Genomic DNA, 18,840 nt, shown 5'->3' with positions numbered 1-18,840 from the left:
ATGATGCAAAAAGCACGAGACAAACTGCGGGAACTGCGCGCCCTCCACGACGACGGGCTGCTCAGCGAGCAGGAATTTGAACGCCGCAAGAACGCCATCCTCGACGCCGAGTACGCGCCGCCCGGCGCCGCACCTGTGGCCGCGCCGTTGCCCGTGCGGCAGGGCACGGAGCTGGGCTTCATGACGGGCCAGGAAATCGGCCCGCAAAACCGCCGCTACCGGCTCGAACGCCTGATCGGCACGGGCGGCATGGGGCAGGTGTGGCAAGCCACCGACCTGGCCACGCACGCGGAGCTGGGCAGCAGCGAAATGGTGGCGCTGAAGATCTTGCCGCCGCAGCTGACGCAAAGCGCCACGCACGCGAAACTGCTGATCGAGGAAGCGACCCAGGCGAGAAAACTCGCGCATGAAAACATCGTGCGCGTCTACGAGTGGGCGCAGGACCCGGCCACGGCCAGTTATTTCATCATCATGGAATGCCTCGATGGCGAAGACCTCGAACATTACCTGGGCCGCCAGGGCGCGTTGCCCCTGTCGACCGTGCAGGAACTGCTGCAGCCGGTGGCTGACGCGCTGTCGTATGCGTGGGAAAAGCACAAGCTGGTGCACCGCGATATCAAGCCGGGCAATGTCTTCCTGACGGCGAAGGGCGATGTCAAACTGCTCGACTACGGCATCGCGTCGCGCGTGCGCAATGCGGACAGCAGCCTGGCGCTGGAGATGCCGAATGCGGGCACGCACGGCTACCGGGCGCCCGAGGCCGGTGCCAACCAGCGCCAGCCCAGCCCGCGCCTGGACGTGTATGCCGTGGCCGTGATGATTTACCAGATGCTGGAAGGGCGCATGCCGTTCGACGACACGCGCAGCGCCAGCCACCTGCCGTCCGCGCCGCAGGCGCTTAACGCGCAGCAGTGGCAAGTGCTGCAGAACGGTTTTTCGCTGACGGCGGAATTGCGGCCGCTATCCGTGCAAGCCTTGCTCGAAGGGCTGGAGCGGGCCGCCGGGCCGTCGCCCGAAGAGCTGGCGGAACAGGCGCGCCAGCAGCAGGCGCGCCTGGCAGAGCAACAGCGGCAGGCGGCGCTGGCCGCGGAACAGGCCCGCGAGGAAGAGATCAAGCGGGCCCGGATACGCCAGGAAGAGCTGGATCAGCGCCGCAAGGCGGAAATCCAGGCGGCGGCGCTGGAAAAGCAGCGGCAGGATAAACTGCGCCGCGAGCAGGAGGCACAGCGCCATTTCGAAGCGGAAGAGGCGCGCAAGCTGCGCAAGGAAGCGCTGCGCGGCCAGCTGCGCGCGCGCCGCGAAGCCGATGCCGCCACGGCCTTGCAGGAACACCAGGAATTGCAGCGCAAGGCCATCGTCGCCAAGGCGGAGGCGGCCTATCGGGCCGAGCAGGAACGCGCGCGCCGCGAAGAGGCCAGCCGCGCCGCCGCTGTCCCCGCGCCGGCATCCGCGCCGGCGCCGGCGCCGGAACTGGAACCGGAACACGCGGAACCGGTGGCCAATGCGGAAGGCATCCTGCGCGATGATTGGCTCGATGGCTCTGGGCAGGGGCCGGAACTGGTGCTCATTCCCAGCGGCCGTTTCCAGATGGGCGCGCACGAGACGGAGCACAAGGCGGCCATCCAGGCCGGTTCGCAGCAGTCATGGCTGGACCGCGAAACGCCGCAGCACTGGGTTGGCATCGAGCGTCCGTTCGCGCTCGCCCGGCACCCCGTCAGCGTGGGCGAATGGCGTGCCTTCGTCAAGGCGACCGGCTGGGCGGGCGGGTCGGAAACGGACTGGGATAACCCCGGCTTCGTGCAGAACGACCAGCACCCGGTGGTCGGCGTGAGCTGGAATGACGCGCAGCTGTACCTGGCGTGGCTGTGCGAGCGCACGGGCCGGCAGTACCGCCTGCCCAGCGAGGCGGAATGGGAATACGCGTGCCGCGCCGGCACGCGCACGGCCTTCAACGTGGGCGACACCATCAGCACCGAGCAAGCCAATTACGACGGCTTGTACGTGTACAACGGCGGCCCGCGCGGCGTGTACCGTGGCGGCACCACGCCGCTGGGCACGTTCGCGCCGAATTCCTGGGGCCTGTTCGACATGCACGGCAATGTGTGGGAATGGGTGCAGGACGTGGTGCACGACAATTACGAGGGCGCGCCCGTCGACGGCAGCGCATGGGAAGAGGGCAGCGACAGCAGCCGGCGCATCCTGCGCGGCGGCTCCTGGCTGTACCACCCGCGCTATTTGCGCTCGGCCCTGCGCAACGGCTTTTCCACCGTGCTGTCGAACGATATCGTCGGTTTCAGGGTGGCGCGCACGCTCGATTAGGCAGGTACGGCGCCACGCGTCGTCACGCCGGAGCCAGGAAAAATGGCGCTGGCGACCGACGCCGTCTTCCGTATCAAATGACCAGGTAGCAGGGGCGCAGGCTGCGCAAAGCGGGCAAACGGTGTAAATTGTGGCTTTCCAAACGCACCAAGGAACGCCATGACCATCAAAGCCATCCGCGACCAGTCGCAACCCATGCGTCACATCGTGCACGTGCGCGACCACATCATTTCTGCCGACGCTTCGGTGGCGGAAGGGGGCGGCGATGCCGGCCCGTCGCCGCACGACCTGTACGACGCGGCCCTGTCGGCCTGCAAGGCGCTCACCGTCGTCTGGTACGCCAAACACAAGGGCATCCCGCTGGAACACGTGGAAGTGTCGACCGAGCGCGATGCCAGCGAGGAGCGCAAGGGCGTGTACCGCCTGGCCGCCACCCTGCACCTGACGGGCGAGCTGACGGATGCGCAGCGCGAGGAATTACTGGCCGCGGCCGGCAAATGCCCGCTGCATAAATTGATGACGGCGGTGACCACCGAAGTGACGACGGTGCTGGCATGAGCGCGGCCATCCTGAAAAGCCACGAAAAGGACCTGGGCGGCGGCTTTGTCGTGCGGCGCTTGCTGCCTTCGGCCGTCAAACAGGCCGTCGGCCCCTTCATTTTCTTTGACCATTTCGGTCCCATCGACGTGGCGCCCGACGCCAACCACGACGTGCGCCCCCATCCGCATATCGGCCTGGCCACCGTCACCTATCTGTTCGAGGGCGCGATCGACCACCGCGACAGCATCGGTTCGTACCAGCGCATCGAACCGGGCGCCATCAACTGGATGACGGCCGGGCGCGGCATCGTGCATTCCGAGCGCACGCCGCACGACCTGGCGGGCCAGCCGCACCGCACGCACGGCTTGCAGCTGTGGGCCGCGCTGCCCAAGGCGCACGAAGAAGACGAGCCGAGTTTCACGCACACGCCGCAGGCCGACATTCCCGTCGTGCCGCTCGATGGCGCCGTGGTCAAGGTCTTGATCGGCACGGCCTTTGGCCAGACCTCGCCCGTGCGCACCTACATGCAGACGCTGTACCTGGACGTCGCGCTGGAGGCAGGCAAGGAGCTGCGGCTGGACGGCTTGCCGGCGGAAGCGGCGATTTACCCGATCAGCGGGGAAGTGCTGGTCGATGGCGTGGCGCTGGTGCCGCACACCATGGCCTTGCTGGAAGCGGGCGCCGTGCAAGCGGGCGCCGTGCCTGTCGTGACGGCAGGCAGCGGCCCGGTGCAGTTCGTCGTCATCGGCGGCGAGCCGCTGGACGGTCGCCGCTATCTGTTCTGGAATTTCGTCTCGTCGAGCAAGGAGCGCCTGTCGCAGGCGGCCGACGACTGGAGCGCCCAGCGCATGGGACAGGTGCCGGGCGAAACGGAATTCATCCCGTTGCCGAAGGCGCCCCTGCGCCCGGCGACCTGAGTCTCCCTTAGAAACGCGCGCGCAAGGTCAGTTGCGCCTTGCGCGGCTCGCCATAGAAATTGCCCCACGCAGGCGCGCTTACCGTCTGGTAGTAGCGCTTGTCGAGCAAATTCGTCACGGACAGCGACGCCGTCCAGTTACGGTCGATCTGCCAGGCGGCGCGCGCGCTCCACAAGGCGTACGCACCTTGCGCCACCTTCACGTCGCGCGTGGTGCGCGAGCTCTCCGTCTGGAAGTTCACGCCGCCGCCCACGCTCCACTTTTGCAGCGCGCCCGGCAGGCGATAGTCGCTCCACGCGCGCAGCATGTGGCGCGGCGAGTAGGTACTGGCGAACATCACGCCCACAATCGACGTCTGCTCCAGATATTTAAAATTGTTCAGGGTATAGCCGGCGAACAGCTGCCAGCCCGGCGCCACTTCGCCGCTGATTTCCGCATCGACGCCTTCGCTGCGCACCTTGCCCGTCGAGAAATAACACTCGGTGCCGCTAGTACAGATATTGACCAGGTCGGCCTCGGCGCGGTTGCGCTGCTCGATGCGGAACAGCGACAGCGAGGTATTCACCTTGCCGTCGAACAGTTCACCCTTGACGCCCACTTCCAGGTTGCGCCCCTTGAGCGGGTCGAGCAGGGCGCCTTCGGCCGTGCGCTGGTTTTGCGGCTGGAAGATGTCGGAGACGCTGGCGTAGCCGGACCAGCGCGGGTCGAACGCGTAGATCACGCCGCCATACGGCGTGACGACGCCGTTTTCCCGGTACGGATCGATATACACCTCGCCCGTGTCGCGGTACACGCTGCTCGATTTGTAGTTCGACACGCGCGCGCCCGCCACCACGGTGAGCGGATCGCTGACGCTGAAACGGGCCACGCCATACGCGCCCGTCTGCGTCATGGTTGTCAGGCTGTGGGCGCCGCCATACTTTTCCTTGCGTATCCAGGCATCGCTCGGCTCCGCCACGCCGTGATTCGGTTGCAGCGCGCTATTGGGCAGCTTCATCATGGCCAGGCTGTAATCGCTGTCGCTTTCCAGCCGGTTCGTGCTGACGCCGGCGCTGAAGCCGTGGCGGCGACCGAAGGCGTTGAATTTGCCATCGAGCGACAGGTCGACACCCTTGTTGGTGCTGCCGTAGTCGAACACGCCGGCGTACATCATCATGCCGGCCAGGGTGGCGGGATGGAGCGCGCCCAGGTTGAACATGTATTTCACGTCATGCTGTTCGCGCGTGTAGTTGGCGCTGGCCTTGAGCGACCAGTCGGCATCGAAGCGGTGTTCGAATTCGGCAAAGGCAGCCGTCTGGCGGCTGTCCCAGCGGTTCCAGTCCGCGCCGAGGTAGGTCGAGCGGGGCAGTTTCGGGTCGCTGCCATCGAGGTAGCGGGGCATGCCCGAGAAAAACGGCGTCGACTTCAGTTTTTCGTAGCTGGCACCGGTCGTCAGCTTGCTGCCCGGCGCCAGGTCGAATTCCAGCACGCCGTACAGCACGTCCGTGCGGCTGTCGGCCACGTCATAGAAATAATCGCGCTGCTCCATGGAGGCCACGGCGCGGCCGCGGATGCTGCCCGATTCGTTCAGGGGGCCGGTGACGTCGACTTCGCCGCGCACGTCGTTCCAGCGGCCCGCGCCGAGTGCCAGCTGCACCTGCTTTTCCGCCAGCGGGCGCTTGCGCACCATGTTGATGGCGGCGCCCGGCGAGCCCGTGCCTTGCAGCAGGCCCGTAGCGCCGCGCACGATTTCCACGCGATCGAGCATGGCCGTATTGCTGGTAAAGCTGTTCGCCTGCGGGTAAAACATGGCGCGGTTGACGCCATCGAACTGGTACGTTTCGACCATGAAGCCGCGCGAATACACATAGCGTCCGCCCATGGGGCTGTCGTACATGGTGATGCCGGTGGTATTGGCCAGCACGGCGTCGATGGTGTTGAGGTTCTGGTCGTCCATCTTTTGCCGCGTGACGACGCTGACGGATTGCGGGATTTCGCGCAGGGTCTGCACGCCCTTGCCGACGGTGACGGCGCGCGCCGCGTACGAGTTGCTGTGTTCACTGACCGGGTCGCGCTCCATGCTGGCGCTGACCGTCACGGGCGCCATGGTCTTTTCCGTACCGGCCGCCGGGGCGGACGCTGGCGCCGCCAGGCGCAGCACCCAGGCGCCGTTCGGCAGCTGCACGGCTTCCAGGCCGCTGCCGGCCAGTACCTGGGCAAAGCCCTGCGTGACGTTGAAGCTGCCGCGCACGCCGGGCGAGCGCAGGCCCCGCGTCTGCGCGGGATCGGTCGACAGGCTGACGCCGGCGGCGACGGCAAAGTCGTTCAGGGCAGTGGCCAGCGGGCCGGCCGGCACGGCGTAGGCTTGCGGCGCTGTGGCGGCGGCCTGGCCTTGCGCCAGGGCGGGCGCGGCGAGGAAGGCGGCGGGGGCGGCGCACGCCATGGCGATGACGGCCAGGCGGATGGCGCGCGCGGCAGGATGGAGGACGGGGGTGGTCAGCTGCATGCTCGGTCTTTCTGCTCAGAGGGATAAGAAAATGGCCAATGAATCGGCTTCTTACTTGTCAAGCCGAAGCAGCCGGGCAAAACACCAACCCCTGGCGCAAAAAAAACTGAAAATAATTACGTTGAACGGGCCGCCACCGTGGCCCAGTAGCGCGTGAAGTACGTCACTTGCAGCCCGTGCGAGGCGCACAGGCTTTCCAGCACGGCGTCGATATCGTCGAGGCGGTAGGTGCCCGTGACGGGGCGCCGCGCCACGCCGGCGTCGCAGACGAGACGACCGCGCCGGTAGCGCGCCAGTTCCGCTACCAGCTGTTGCAGTGGCCAGTCGGCCGCCACCAGCATGCCGCGCAGCCAGCTGTCCTGGTGCGCTTGCGTGGCCTGCACACTATCCGCGCCAGTTGCGCTGAAACGCAGCTGCTGGCCTGCTTCCAGGCGCCGCACGGCGTCCGGGCGCGCCGCGCAGCGTACTTCCACGGCGTGCTCGAAGACGCTGACGGTGCTGCCATCGTCGGCGCAGCGTATGCCGAAGCGCGTGCCCAGCGCGCGGATCACGCCGTGCGGCGTGTCGACGAGGAAGGGGCGCGGGTCGGGCGCCGTCGTGATCATGATTTCGCCACGGTGCAGGCGGATGCGGCGATGGCTGGCGCCGTAATCGACATCGGCCGCCGTATCCGTGTTCATCTCCATGCCTCCGCCATCGGCCAGCGCCACATGGCGGCGCTGGCCCGGCGCCGTGCGCAAGGACGCCGTCAGGGCTTGCCATGGGCCCGATTGCAAGCCCTCCCGGCCCAGCGCGATGCCGCCGCCGGCCGCCACCAGCAGGGCGAGTATCTTGGCGGCCGCGCGCCGGCGCTGTTGCGCCGCCTGCAGCGCCGGCATCGCCAGCGCTGCCGGTATCGCGCCCAGCTGGCCGTCCATGCGCCGCAGCAGATCCCAGGCCCGTTCATGCTCGGTGCTGGCGTCGCGCCATGCCTGCAGGGCAGCCGGGTCGGCGCTGCCGCACTGGAGCTCCACATGCCAGTGGGCGGCGGCGGCCAGCACCTTGCGGGGGATGGGGGCGGAAGGTGAGGTTGCGGCGCCGAACATCAGGCGGCCGCCAGCATCAGGCATTCCGTGTAGGCGCGCACCAGGTGCTTTTTCACGGTCGGCAGGGAGACGCCGAGGCGCCGGCTGATGTCCACGTAACTCAGCTCTTCGATTTGTGCCAGCAGGAAGATGGTCCGCGTGCGCGCGCCCAGGCGGTCGAGCAGGCGGTCGACGGCGAGCAGGGTTTCGATGATGATGGCATGCGTTTCGGCGCTGATCGTCGTTTGCTCGGCTTGCTGCGCCAGCGCTTCCAGGTAGGCCTGCTCCAGCGCCTGGCGCCGGTAGCGGTCGATCAGCAAGCCGCGCGCAATCGTCGCCAGGTAGCCGCGCGGCTCGCGCAGGGGCGCCAGCGGTGTCACCTCGCGCTTGCCCAGCAGGCGCAAAAAGGTGTCCTGCGCCAGGTCGGCCGCTTCGGCGCGGTTGCCCAGCTTGCCGCGCAGCCAGCCATACAGCCAGCCGTGGTGCTCGCTGTACAGGGTCTTCAGGTGGCAGGCATGGACAGGACTGACGGTGCTCACTGCGTTCTCCAGGCAAAGGAAGGGCTGGGCTGACGGAACGCGGGGTGCCGGCTGGCTGGGCTGTTTGAGAATGATACTCATTATCACATTGCCATGCGGGCGGCGTCAATTACTGTCCGCCGCCCAGGCGCCAGCGCTCCTGCCACTGTTGCAGATCCGCCCAGGCTTGCTGCAGGGCCGTGGCGGACCAGTGCAGCAGGCTGTCCAGCGCCAGCACGCTGCGCTGCCAGTGGATGCCGTCGAAAAACACGTGGTCGGCCACGATGGTGGCGGCCAGCCAGGCGGCGATGATGACGATGATGTCGTGGCGGCCGCTTTTCCACCAGCGCAGCGAGTGGCGGCGGAAGATCCATGGCACGCCCAGCGGATTGGGCCAGTCGGCCAGCAGATGCATGATGCCGCCGGCGGCAAAGCCGAACAGGGGCGGCGCCCACAGGTGGTGCGGCAATTGCATCCACGTGTAGACGAGCAGGGCGATCCAGGCCAGGCCCCAGTGCGTCCACGTGCGGTGCGTGATCCACAGCCGGTGCGTGCGCGCCCACCAGGCCACTTCCAGCCAGTCCGGCGCCGTGCCGCCCAGCGCGCCCATGACAAAGGCGAGCATGCTCAGCACTTGATAGGGGCCGCCGGCGCCAGCGTGCGCGACCAGGGCCGCGGCGATCACGCCGGCAGCCCAACCGGTCGCATGATGCGCTTTGTTGGAAGCCATAGGAAATGTAAAACGCCCTCTGGGCGCTTTGTGAAATGTCATGGATATTAACTGGATGAATATACAGTACGCAAGGGCGTCGCTGTGGGCTATTTGCGGAATATCTGTCGATAATTTGTTAAATTATGTGTCGGGATGGACGGGATGGCGAACTCGGCGCCTGATGCCGGCCGGTCAAGTGTGTTGTGCGGCTGATAATGTAATCGGCGCAGGGCGCGCTATGCTGAAAGCAGTCCTGCGTTTTGAAGAGGTGTCGCCATGAAAATCCCGCGCGAATTGCAGATTCCCGCCATCGTGTTTACGCTGGAAGCGGTGTTTATACTCGGCCTGTCGATGATTTTTCTCGTACTGGTACCACGCTAGAGCCTTGCGGATAACTGCAGACTTACAACAGTGTTACTACGCAGTTTGCATGGTGCTATCGCAAAGGGCAGCGCCCTCGGTGCGGATGATCCAGCATTCCGGATACGGTTCGCTGGCGAAGCGGTTGTGCCGCGCGAAGCCGCTGAGCTTGTCGAGCGCGGTGGCGGGTGCCAGCGCGGTTTCCTTGCCGCTGGCCGTGTCCAGGTGCCAGAAACCGCCATTGCGGTGAAACAGCACGGGCAGGCAGCTGGCTTGCGGCGTGGCAAGGTGGCTGGCCGGCGCAGGCTGGGCTTCCGGCAGCAGCAGGTAAAAACACTCGGCGCGGGCGCCGTGGTCGATGCGGTGCAGGATCACGCCGTGCGCAAGCAGGGCCGTGACGCTGAGCACGACGATGCCCTTGATGCTGGCAGACAATTCGATGCGCATGCCCAGGCGCAGGGCGACGGGCTTGTGCTTGCCTGGCCACACGCCATCGAGCAGCACGCCGTAGCGCGACACATCCTCGATTTCAAAGCCTTGCTGGCCGCGCCGGATGATGGCGTGGCGGCCCGACAGGCGGCGAGTCAAGCCATTGTTGTCCTGGCCGTCGGGGCTGAAATGGCTGAGCAGCACGTCGGCTTCCGGGTCCACCAGCTCAAAACGCCCCAGCATGCATTCTTCCAGCGCGAACAGGCGGATCTGGCGCTGTTCGCCCGCTTCCGGCGCCGCATTGACGAGGCAGGCGGCCTGGCTCGGGTGCGGATGACAGTGGCTGGCGGCGGGCAGGTCGACTTCGATCAATTCCTCGTCCCAGGCGATGGTGGTAAACCCCATGTCGATCTTGCCCTGCGGCGCAGACAGATCGACGTGGGCGATGCCGGCATTGCGCGCCGTCACGTCGAGGTTGCAGCCATCGCCGCCCGTCACGCGGGCGATCGAGGCGTCGTCGGCCATCACGCGCACGTTTTTATGCGTGCTGAGGAAGATCTGGTGGATTTCCGTCAAGGTGGCGTCGCGGCGCGGCACGAGGATGACAAAGGTGCACACCCATTTCTGCGCCACGGCGCCATCGACGTGGCTGTGCACTTCGACGTCGATCTGGTATTGCCCGTGTTCTTTGTTGCGTGAGGAAAACTCGACAAACACGGGACGCCAGTCGCCGCGCGTGGCGCGCACGAAATCATGCTGCACGGCGCCGCGGGGGATCAGGTCCGAGCGCAGGCGCAAGGTCAGCTGCGGCGCGCAGGCGGCGCTCATGCCGCGCAATTCCATTTTCAGGGTTTGCCGTCCGCCTGCCGCGCGGGGATCGAAGCCGCTGATGTGCAGGTGGGCTTGCACGGGCTGGTAGGCGGGGTGGGCGGCTGTGGCAACCGTGGCAACGACGGCAGGCGAAGCTGCTGGCGTGGAGGCCGGCAGCGCCGCGGGAATGCGGGTGGGCAGCGCGGGCGCGACTGCGCCCATCAGCGGTGCGGTAACAGCGTCAGCAGCAGGGGCGTGCGCATTCTCCGTTGCCGATGGCTCGGAACGGGCGCTGCGCAGTGCGGTCAACAGGTCGTAGCTGCTGGGGGCAGTCGTCGCTTGCGGGTGGTTGCCCGCGCAGACTGTTTCCCCAGGCAAGACCCAGAACGTACAGTGCGGGTGCTCCGGGTTGCTGCATTTTTTCATGACATTCTGACTCGAATCGAGCGGGGACATTTTGCCCTCTGTTATACATGAGAGCTTACGCGCTTTTGCGCCCGCTTGGCAACTTTCACGGCAGCGGAATGCGCTCTTTTTGCCCAAATTCATGTCCCTGGTCACACCTTGCAATACATGTCATGGAAACTATTGCTCAAAAACACATTTTATATCTTTCTGGATATGTTATTTTGATATGGATATTCAATTTCACCGTTTGCCGATGATGACTTCCAGATATTCGCCCGGCACCACCAGCGAGTGGGCGCCCGCCGTATTCAGGCGTTCCAGCATGGCGAGCAGTTCCTGTTCCAGCGCTGCGGCGCCAGCCGCGTCCAGCGCGGCAAAGGCCTTGTGGACGGGGCCGTAATAATCGCGGAAGACTTGCAGCCAGTGGCGGGCGGAAGCGTAACGGAAATTGAAGACTTTGTTTTGGCCGTGCACCTGCCTGGCTTCCTGGCCGAACAGGTCGCGCACATACGCTTCTTCGCCCCAGCGGGCGGGCGACGCCACGCCTGCCGGGGGCGGCACATACTTGCCGATGGTCTTGAAAAGCTGTCCGATAAAGCCGTCCGGCGTCCAGTTGGCCATGCCGATGCGCCCGCCGGGACGCAGCACGCGCAGCATTTCGCTGGCCGCGCGCCGGTGGTCGGGCGCGAACATGGCGCCAAAGGTGGACAGGGCCGCGTCGAAACTGGCGTCCGCGAAGGGCAGGGCTTCGGCGTCGGCCACGCGGAAGGTCACGGCCAGTCCTTCCGCCTCGGCGCGCGCGCGGCCCTTGTCCAGCAGCGCCGGCACATAATCGGTGGAGACGACACGGGCAAAGCGGCGCGCCGCCGCCAGGGTGGCGTTGCCGTTGCCGGCGGCGATGTCGATGACGTCTTCCAGGGCGCGGATATCGGCGGCCTCGGCCAGTGATTCGCCGACCGGCTGCAGGGTCACGCCGATGACGGCGAAGTCGCCGCTGGCCCAGCCTGCCTGCTGGCGTTGCTTGATGGCGGCGTAGTCAGGCGCGCCGGCGGGGCCGGCCTGCGGTGTAGCGATGCTGTTGCTCATGGCGTGCTCCTGGTGACGTTGGAGAGATCCTTTCGTCAGACCGCGCGCCATGGGCATGGTTCAATTTATACAGGCTGTCGTGAGCATGGCGGCGTTTTGCATTATGCTGGCGCAACTGTTTCTCAACGCCGCCTGACGCCGAAAGACGACCATGCCTGTCCAACGTCCGTTCCAGCTTGCCATAGCCTATGGCGCCACCTTGTGCGTATTCCTGGCCATCGATGCCCTGTGGCTGGCGGTGCTGATGAAACCGGTGTACGGCGCGGCGCTGGGGCCTCTGCTGGCGGAGTCTCCCCGCTGGGCGCCGGCCGTGCTGTTTTATCTGCTGTACGTGGCGGGATTGCTGATTTTCGCCATTTTGCCAGGCTTGCGCGCGCGCCGCGGGCGCACGGCGGCAGTGCTGGGCGCGCTGCTGGGACTGCTTGCCTACGGTACCTATGATTTGAGCAACTATGCGACCTTGCGCGACTGGCCGCTGGCCTTGACGGCGATCGACATGGCCTGGGGCGCCGTGCTGTCGTCCGTGTCGGCGACGGCCGGCTACCTGGCCGCTAAGTAAGCTCCAATAAATTCTTGTGATCTCTGACTTCCGTAACCGGCGCTCTACAAGGTGGCCGACGAGGCTTGCCAACTGCTAGCAGTGCTCGCACTGCGTCGCAGTCGGCGCCTTGTATAGCATCCGGTTCTGTTTGTCATAAATTCACAATAATTTCCTGACGATTACTTAGCCGCCTGGGACGGTGAATGCCGCATCGAAGCGCAGCGCCAGCACGGTAATGTTGTCGCTATGCAAGCCTTTGGGCGGATGCGAGAGGAAATCGTCGAACAGGGCGCTGACGGCCTGTGCCGCAGTCTTGCCGGCGCACAGGGCGGGCCAGCGGGCCGTGAGGGCCAGCGGGTCCTCGCAGGCCCAGAAACCGTCGCTGGCCAGCAGATAGTGGGCGCCGGGGCGCACGCGCAGCACGCGGCGGTCGCCCAGGTGCGCGAGGAACGGCGGCAAGGTGGCCGCATCGAGGCCGCGCAAGGGCTTGTCGAGCTGCAAGCTGTCGCTGATGGCGTTGCCTAAAATGAATGCCTGCGAGATTTGCGGATGGTGTTCGCCGTGCACGGCGGCCCGCCAGCGCGTCTCGTCGAGCGCGCCGCGCATGGCGTACACGGTGGCCGGCACGTGGTCGACGGTGAGGATGCTGGCTGTCCCGTCGGCAATTTCATACAGGCGCGAATCGCCCACGTGATACAGCAGCGGCGCTTCGCCGGCCGGCACTTCCAGCAAGGTCAGGGTGGTGCCGGGCGGACGCGCCTGGGCTGGCGCGGCCTCGGCGAAACTGTCCTGCAGCCGCGTGTGCAAGGCGTCGAGCCTGGCCGCCAGGCTGGCCGTGTCAAGGCAGGCGGGTATGGCCAGCAAGCCTTGCACGGCCGCTTCCGCCGCTTCACGCCCCAGGCCGTGGCCGCCCATGCCGTCGAGCACGGCGGCGCGCACGTGGCCGCGCGGCCAGCCCGGCACCTGGCAATGAAACGGCGCCTGCCGCGACAGGCAGACGGCGTGGCCGCTGGCATCGATCAGCAGGAAGTTATCCTGGTTTTCGCGCCGCGCCAGGGGGCCGGCGCCCACGCTGGTGCCGGCGGCGGCATCGAGCCAGGGGCCGAAGTCGAGCTCGTCTTTGATTAAATGCATCGGTTGGTGCGGTCCAGGCGGCCAGCAATGTTGATCATAGGACACAGCTTAGCCGATATTGTGCAGGGGCGATACCTTGCCTTTCACGCAAAAAAACCTGCGGCAGCAGGCTGGCGCAGGTTTTTCATGGTGCAGGTGCAGGGTGCTGCTTAACGGCGATGGCCCCAGCCGTGGCCGCGGCCATGGTCATAGTAGTCGCGGCGGCCATGGTCGCGGTAGTAGCCGCGGCCCGGTTGCACGTAGACGACAGCCGGCGGGCCGTAGTAGCGCGGTGGCGGCGCGTAATACACGGGCTGCGGGGCAGGGGCGTAGTACACCGGCTGCGGCGCAGGCGCATAGTAGGTTTCGCGGTAGCCGCCGCGATAGCCGCCACGGTCGTAATAACGGTCATTCGTGCTGATGCTGTTGCCGACGGCGGCGCCCAGCACACCACCGACGATCGCGCCATTGCGTCCGCCGGTGCTGTTGCCAATGGCCGCCCCGACAACGGCGCCTGCAACGGTATTGAAGTCGCGGTCACCGGCGACTGCGGCCGAAGACACAGCCACTGCCGCTACCATTACCGCACCCAGGAGTTTCTTGTTCAACATGGCATTTCCTTCCATTCCGGCGAGATCACAATGATCTGCATGGACTGGACTATATCTGCTGCCGCAACCTTGTTCCACGTCTAATACAACTTATTACAATCGGGGCGCTGCGGTAACAAGTCAGCGCAGGCGCGCCTGCCATTCGGGACGCAGCAGGCTGTACATTTTGACATCGCGCATGATGCCGTTGATAAAGAAGGCCTGGCGCAGCAAGCCTTCCTGGGTAAAGCCGTTCTTTTGCGCGATGCGCTCGGAACCGATGTTTTGCGGGTCCATCAGCAGCTCCAGCCGGTGATACGGATAGGCATTGAACAGGTAGTCGACCAGCAGGCGCGTCGCTTCGCTGATGTAGCCGCGTCCGTCCCGCTGCCGGTCGAACAGGCGGTAGCCGATCTCGCGCGAGGCTGGCGTGCGGCTCTTGAAGTGCGTGATCGTGCCGATGATGTGCTGGGCGTGATCTTCGATGAGGAACAATTCGCTGTCCTCGGTCACGAAGCCCGATTGCAGGAAGTCGCGCCGCATGGCCTCGGGCGACTTGAATTGCATCGAGAAAAACTCGCCGCGCGAGGGCAGGTCGTTGACGAGGGAAATATAGGTATTCAGGTCGGCGGCCTGCAAATGCCGGACGGTACAGAGTGTTCCCTTGAGCATGGCGGTTTCCGGTAGCGATCACGATTCTGATGGTAATCGACTCTGGGGGGCGAGGCAATCGATCCCGTAAAAGTTGCTGCAATGACAGAATAAATACGCTATCGTAGAAAAAGTCGCGCCTTGCCCATGGCCACGGCGTACCCGCTTCGACCTCGTTGACTGGATTTGAACACATGCATAGCATCCTGACTGGCGCGCCACTGCGCCGTTCCGCTGTATCCCTTGCCCTTGGCTGCATCGTCAGCGCCGGCGCCTTTGCCGCCGCGCCAGGCAATGCGCCGCAAGCGCTGGCGCAGGTGCGCGACACCGCGCTGCAAAGCGACTGGGCGTACGCCCGCCTGGCCGACATGACGGATCTGATCGGCCCGCGCCTGTCCGGTTCTGCCGGCGCGGCCGCCGCCGTGCAGCAGGTGGCCGACACCATGCGCCGGCTGGGCGCCACCGTCACCTTGCAGCCCGTGAAAGTGCCGCACTGGGTGCGCGGCGTGGAAACGGCGGAAATCGTCGATTACGCGGGCCGTCCGCAGGGCGTGTCGCAGCGCGTGGTGCTCACCGCCCTGGGCGGCTCCGGCGCCACGCCGGCCGCCGGCCTGACGGCGCCCTTGATCATCGTCAAGAGCCTGGATGAACTCAAGGCGCGCGCGTCGGAAGTGAAGGGCGCCATCGTGCTGATCGACACGCCATTCGACCAGGAGATGGCCGAGCGGGGCCTGGCCGGCGTCACCTACGGCCAGGGTTCGCGCGCGCGCTTCCTCGGTCCGAAGGCGGCGGCGGAACTGGGCGCGGCCGCCGCGCTCGTGCGTTCGGTCGGCGGCGCCGATTTCCGCATTCCGCATGCGGGCGCCACGGGCCTGGATGAGAATAAACGCATTCCCGCCGCCGCCGTCACCGTGGAAGACGCCTTGCTGATGGGCCGCCTGGCCGCGCGCGGGCCGCTGAAAATGCACCTGACCCTGACGCCGCAAAATCTGCCGGAAGCGGACAGCTACAACGTCATCGCCGACTGGCCGGGCACGGACAAGGCGGACGAAGTGGTGGTGGTCTCGGGCCATCTCGATTCCTGGGACCTGGCGACGGGCGCGCACGACGACGGCGCCGGCGTGGTGGCAGCCATGGGCGTGGTGGAAACCCTGAAAAAGCTCGACTACCGGCCGCGCCGCACCATCCGCGTGATCGCCTGGATGAACGAGGAAAACGGCGGGCGTGGCGGCCAGGCCTATTTCGAGGCCCACAAGCAGGCGCTCGGCAAACAATATGCGGCCATCGAGATGGACAGCGGCGCCGGCCGCCCGTTCGGCATCCTCGCCAGCGTGGGGCCGAAGTCGGAAAAACTGTTCGCTCCCCTGCGCGCGGCCCTTTTGCCGATGGGCGCGCACGCCTTCACGCGCCGCGACGCGCTGGGCACGGGCGACCTGCACCGCCTGGAAACGGGCGGCGTACCGAGTTTCGAGCCGCTGGTCGACAGCCACAGTTACTTCCACTACCACCACACGCCCGCCGACACGCTGGACAAGGTCGACCCGGATAACCTGAAGCGCAACGTGGCGCTGATGTCGTCGCTGGCCTGGTTCCTGGCCAATATCGACGGCGAGATCGGGCGCGCGCCGGAGCAGGCCGAGTAAGCGCCATCGCGCGGGCCGCCGCCCGGGCGGCGCGCGCCAGTGGTGGCGCCGGCAACCCGGCGTCAGCAATGCATGCCAAGGTAAACACCATGTCGCTACCCGATCTGAACCTGTTGATCACCCTCGATGTCCTGCTGGCCGAAGGCAGCGTCACGCGCGCGGCGCGGCGCTTGCGTCTGAGTCCATCGGCCATGAGCCGCGCCCTGGCGCGCCTGCGCGAGACGACGGGCGATCCGCTGCTGGTGCGCGCCGGCCGTGAACTGGTGCCCACGCCGCGCGCGCTGGAGCTGCGCGCAAGAGTCGCCCCCCTGCTGGGCGAAGTGCTGGCCGTGCTGCGTCCGGAGCAAGCGCTCGATCCGCGCCAGCTGGCGCAAACATTCACGCTGCGTGCGAGCGACGGCTTCGTGGAAAATTTCGGCCCGGCGCTGCTCGCGCATATCGGCGCGCAAGCGCCAGGCGTGCGTCTGCGTTTCGTGCAAAAGCTCGACCGCGAAAGCGTGCAGCTGCGCGAGGGCAGCATCGACCTGGAAACGGGCGTGATCGGCAGCCTCACCAGCCCGGAAGTGCGCACGCGCAGGCTGTTCGGCGACCGTTTTGTCGGCGTGGTGCGCAGCGGCCATCCGCTGGCGCAGGGCGACATCAGCGCCGAGCGCTATGCGGCCGGCCGGCATGTGCTGGTGGCGCGGCGCGATCAGGAGACGGGACCGATGGACGACGCGCTGGCCGCGCTGGGGTTGCAGCGCACGATCGCCAGCATCGTCGGCGGCTTTACGGCGGCGCTGGCGCTGGCTGCCGGCTCCGACCTGATCGCCACCGTGCCGGAACGGCATACGGGAAATCTGCGCGCCGGCATGTTCAGCTTTGCGCTGCCGCTGCGCATGCCCGACCTGACCGTGTCGCTGATGTGGCATCCGCGCATGGATGCCGACCCCGCCCACCGCTGGCTGCGCGGCTGCGTGGTCGACGCTTGCGCGGCCCGGATCAACGCCGGCTGACGCCGCCGGCGCGGCAGCTCAGGGCCAGCAGCAGCCGGACAGGGTGGCGCCGCAGGTCAGGGCCAGCAGCAACAGCGGTAGTCGTAGCGAAACCGGCAGGAGCGCGATTGCGCGGGCGCGCATCATGCGGGCTCTCCAGACCTGCGCAGGGCGCGGCCGAGCGCGAAAATGGCCAGCGCGGCGAGTATCAGCGCGCTGGCGACGGCAAAGGTGGCGTGCATGCCGCCGATCATGGCGGCTGGCCGGGCGCCGGCGATATCGCCAGTGCCGGCAGCGAAGACGGCACCCATCACGGAGGCGCCCGTGACGAGGCCCAGATTGCGCGACAGATTGAGCATGCCGGAGATGACGCCGCGCTGGTCGGCAGCGATGTCGCCCATGACGGCCGTATTGTTGGCCGCCTGGAACAGCGCGTAGCTGGCCGTGAGCAGCATGATGGGCACGATGTAGCCGGGAATGCCCAGGCTGGCGGGCAGCAGGGCCAGCGCCAGGCAGGCGCCGGCCGCGCCGCACAGGCCCGCGCCGCCCACGCGCTGCGCGCCGTAGCGGTCCACCAGCCAGCCGGACGGCACGCCGCAGAACGCCGCCACCAGCGGCCCCGCCGCCAGCACCATGCCGGTAACGGCCGTGCCCAGGCCCAGGCCGCGCGCCAGGTAGAAGGGGCCGACCACCAGCGTGGACATCATCACCGTCGCAACCAGCATGCTGGTCGCCAGGCCGGCGCCGAGCACGGGCGCGCGCAGCATGGCCAGGCGTATCAGCGGCGCCGGCGCCTTCAGTTCGACCCGGACGAACAGGATGGCGCCGACGCAGGCGGCCAGCAGCAGCGCCGCGTTGCGCACGCCAAAATGGCCGCGGCCCAGGGTCATGGCCAGCGCATACGCGCCCAGAGTCAGCGCCAGCAGCACGGTGCCGCGGTGGTCGAACAGCGGCCGTCTGGCGTGCGCGCCGCGCTGGTCCGCCGGCAGGCAGCGCCAGGCCAGCAGCAGCGCCACGCCGGCCAGCGGCACGTTGACGAGGAAAATGGCTTGCCAGCCGAAGCGCGCGATCAGCAGGCCGCCCAGCGCGGGGCCCAGCGTGGTGCCGACGGCGGACATGGTGCCGAGCAGGCCCATGGCGCTGCCCGTCCTGGCCTTGGGGACGGTGCTGCCGACAAGAGCCATGGTCAGCGCCATCATGACGGACGCGCCCAGGCCTTGCAGGGCGCGCGCGGCAACCAGCAGCCACAAGGTGGGCGCAAGCGCGCACAGGATGGAAGCTATGGCAAACAGCGCGATGCCGGCCAGCAGCAGGCGGCGCCGGCCGACCATGTCGCCGAGGCGTCCCACGCTGACGATCAGGGCGGTGATGGCCAGCAGATAGGCGAGCACGATCCATTGCACATCCTGGAACGGTGCCTGCAGGGCCCTGGCCATGTCGGGCAGGCCGACGTTGGCGATGCTGGTGCCCAGCGCGGGCAGCAGCATCGCCAGGGACAGGCTGGCAAGCGCGCCGCGCACGGGCATCGTGGCGCTGCCGGCCTGGGACGCCAGCTGGCTGGGTGGAGCGGGTTTTGACGGTGAATGCATGGCGTGGCTGATCCTCGAATGGGGTCATTACATGGTATCGAGGGATATGGCATGGCGGAAGGCGCATCATTTGCATTGTATTGTTGCGTTT

General features: G+C 66.8%; 16 protein-coding genes. 6 read left to right on the top strand and 10 right to left on the bottom strand.

Annotated features, from left to right (window positions below; translation table 11 throughout):
- From BZG29_RS18735 to BZG29_RS18725, 3 genes are all read left to right on the top strand, one after another.
- Nucleotides 1-2,319, top strand: a complete 2,319-nt coding sequence (locus BZG29_RS18735; protein WP_171985055.1) for an SUMF1/EgtB/PvdO family nonheme iron enzyme — start codon at nt 1-3, stop codon at nt 2,317-2,319.
- 159 nt (nt 2,320-2,478) lie between these two features.
- A complete protein-coding gene (locus BZG29_RS18730; protein WP_034783198.1) occupies nt 2,479-2,877 on the top strand; it encodes an OsmC family protein in 399 nt (132 codons plus the stop codon).
- Nucleotides 2,874-3,776: a pirin family protein gene (locus BZG29_RS18725; protein ID WP_077406185.1), complete on the top strand. Its 903-nt coding sequence runs from the start codon at nt 2,874-2,876 to the stop codon at nt 3,774-3,776. The genes BZG29_RS18730 and BZG29_RS18725 overlap by 4 nt, the downstream gene beginning before the upstream one ends.
- Before the next feature lie 7 nt (nt 3,777-3,783).
- Here the strand turns inward: BZG29_RS18725 and BZG29_RS18720 are convergent, their stop codons facing one another.
- The 6 genes from BZG29_RS18720 to BZG29_RS18695 all read right to left on the bottom strand — a co-directional run bounded on the left by BZG29_RS18720 (nt 3,784) and on the right by BZG29_RS18695 (nt 11,648).
- Nucleotides 3,784-6,261, bottom strand: a complete 2,478-nt coding sequence (locus BZG29_RS18720) for a TonB-dependent receptor (protein ID WP_077406182.1) — start codon at nt 6,259-6,261, stop codon at nt 3,784-3,786.
- Nucleotides 6,262-6,377: 116 nt separating this feature from the next.
- Nucleotides 6,378-7,346, bottom strand: coding sequence for a FecR domain-containing protein (locus tag BZG29_RS18715; protein ID WP_171985054.1), 969 nt, complete (start codon nt 7,344-7,346; stop codon nt 6,378-6,380).
- A complete protein-coding gene (locus tag BZG29_RS18710) occupies nt 7,346-7,864 on the bottom strand; it encodes a sigma-70 family RNA polymerase sigma factor (RefSeq protein WP_253192642.1) in 519 nt (172 codons plus the stop codon). Before BZG29_RS18710 ends, BZG29_RS18715 begins: the two co-directional genes overlap by 1 nt.
- A 109-nt stretch (nt 7,865-7,973) precedes the next feature.
- Nucleotides 7,974-8,573 carry a metal-dependent hydrolase gene (locus BZG29_RS18705; protein WP_077406174.1) on the bottom strand — a complete coding sequence of 200 codons (600 nt, stop codon included), beginning with the start codon at nt 8,571-8,573 and terminating at the stop codon, nt 7,974-7,976.
- A 399-nt stretch (nt 8,574-8,972) separates the two neighbouring features.
- Nucleotides 8,973-10,580, bottom strand: coding sequence for an FHA domain-containing protein (locus BZG29_RS18700; RefSeq protein ID WP_253192641.1), 1,608 nt, complete (start codon nt 10,578-10,580; stop codon nt 8,973-8,975).
- A 222-nt stretch (nt 10,581-10,802) separates the two neighbouring features.
- Nucleotides 10,803-11,648: a class I SAM-dependent methyltransferase gene (locus BZG29_RS18695; RefSeq protein WP_077406171.1), complete on the bottom strand. Its 846-nt coding sequence runs from the start codon at nt 11,646-11,648 to the stop codon at nt 10,803-10,805.
- A gap of 151 nt (nt 11,649-11,799) precedes the next feature.
- Between BZG29_RS18695 and BZG29_RS18690 the strand changes: the two genes are divergently transcribed.
- Nucleotides 11,800-12,207 (top strand): DUF2177 family protein, encoded by a 408-nt coding sequence (locus BZG29_RS18690; RefSeq protein ID WP_077406168.1) that lies wholly within the window; start codon nt 11,800-11,802, stop codon nt 12,205-12,207.
- Between the two features lie 165 nt (nt 12,208-12,372).
- Here BZG29_RS18690 and BZG29_RS18685 read toward each other — a convergent pair whose 3' ends face one another.
- The 3 genes from BZG29_RS18685 to BZG29_RS18675 all read right to left on the bottom strand — a co-directional run bounded on the left by BZG29_RS18685 (nt 12,373) and on the right by BZG29_RS18675 (nt 14,564).
- Nucleotides 12,373-13,323 (bottom strand): protein phosphatase 2C domain-containing protein, encoded by a 951-nt coding sequence (locus BZG29_RS18685; protein WP_077406165.1) that lies wholly within the window; start codon nt 13,321-13,323, stop codon nt 12,373-12,375.
- Between the two features lie 149 nt (nt 13,324-13,472).
- Nucleotides 13,473-13,913, bottom strand: a complete 441-nt coding sequence (locus BZG29_RS18680) for a glycine zipper domain-containing protein (protein WP_077406162.1) — start codon at nt 13,911-13,913, stop codon at nt 13,473-13,475.
- A gap of 120 nt (nt 13,914-14,033) precedes the next feature.
- Nucleotides 14,034-14,564 carry a GNAT family protein gene (locus BZG29_RS18675; RefSeq protein WP_077406159.1) on the bottom strand — a complete coding sequence of 177 codons (531 nt, stop codon included), beginning with the start codon at nt 14,562-14,564 and terminating at the stop codon, nt 14,034-14,036.
- Nucleotides 14,565-14,737: 173 nt separating this feature from the next.
- Between BZG29_RS18675 and BZG29_RS18670 the strand changes: the two genes are divergently transcribed.
- Both BZG29_RS18670 and BZG29_RS18665 read left to right on the top strand, forming a co-directional pair.
- Entirely contained in the window at nt 14,738-16,186 is a 1,449-nt protein-coding gene (locus BZG29_RS18670) for a M20/M25/M40 family metallo-hydrolase (RefSeq protein ID WP_077406156.1), read from the top strand.
- An 89-nt stretch (nt 16,187-16,275) separates the two neighbouring features.
- The gene (locus BZG29_RS18665; protein ID WP_077409179.1) at nt 16,276-17,181 is read left to right on the top strand and encodes a LysR family transcriptional regulator; all 906 of its coding nucleotides are present in this window, start codon (nt 16,276-16,278) and stop codon (nt 17,179-17,181) included.
- A 122-nt stretch (nt 17,182-17,303) separates the two neighbouring features.
- On the opposite strand, the gene BZG29_RS18660 is transcribed toward BZG29_RS18665, so the two are convergent.
- Nucleotides 17,304-18,749, bottom strand: coding sequence for an MFS transporter (locus BZG29_RS18660; RefSeq protein WP_077406153.1), 1,446 nt, complete (start codon nt 18,747-18,749; stop codon nt 17,304-17,306).
- Between the last annotated feature and the right edge of the window lie 91 nt (nt 18,750-18,840).

The sequence above is a fragment of the Janthinobacterium sp. LM6 genome (assembly GCF_002002885.1).
GTDB classification, from domain to species: domain Bacteria; phylum Pseudomonadota; class Gammaproteobacteria; order Burkholderiales; family Burkholderiaceae_D; genus Janthinobacterium; species Janthinobacterium kumbetense.
The sequence above is the reverse complement of the archived record's forward strand: the minus strand, read 5'-3'. Positions and strand labels throughout refer to the sequence as shown.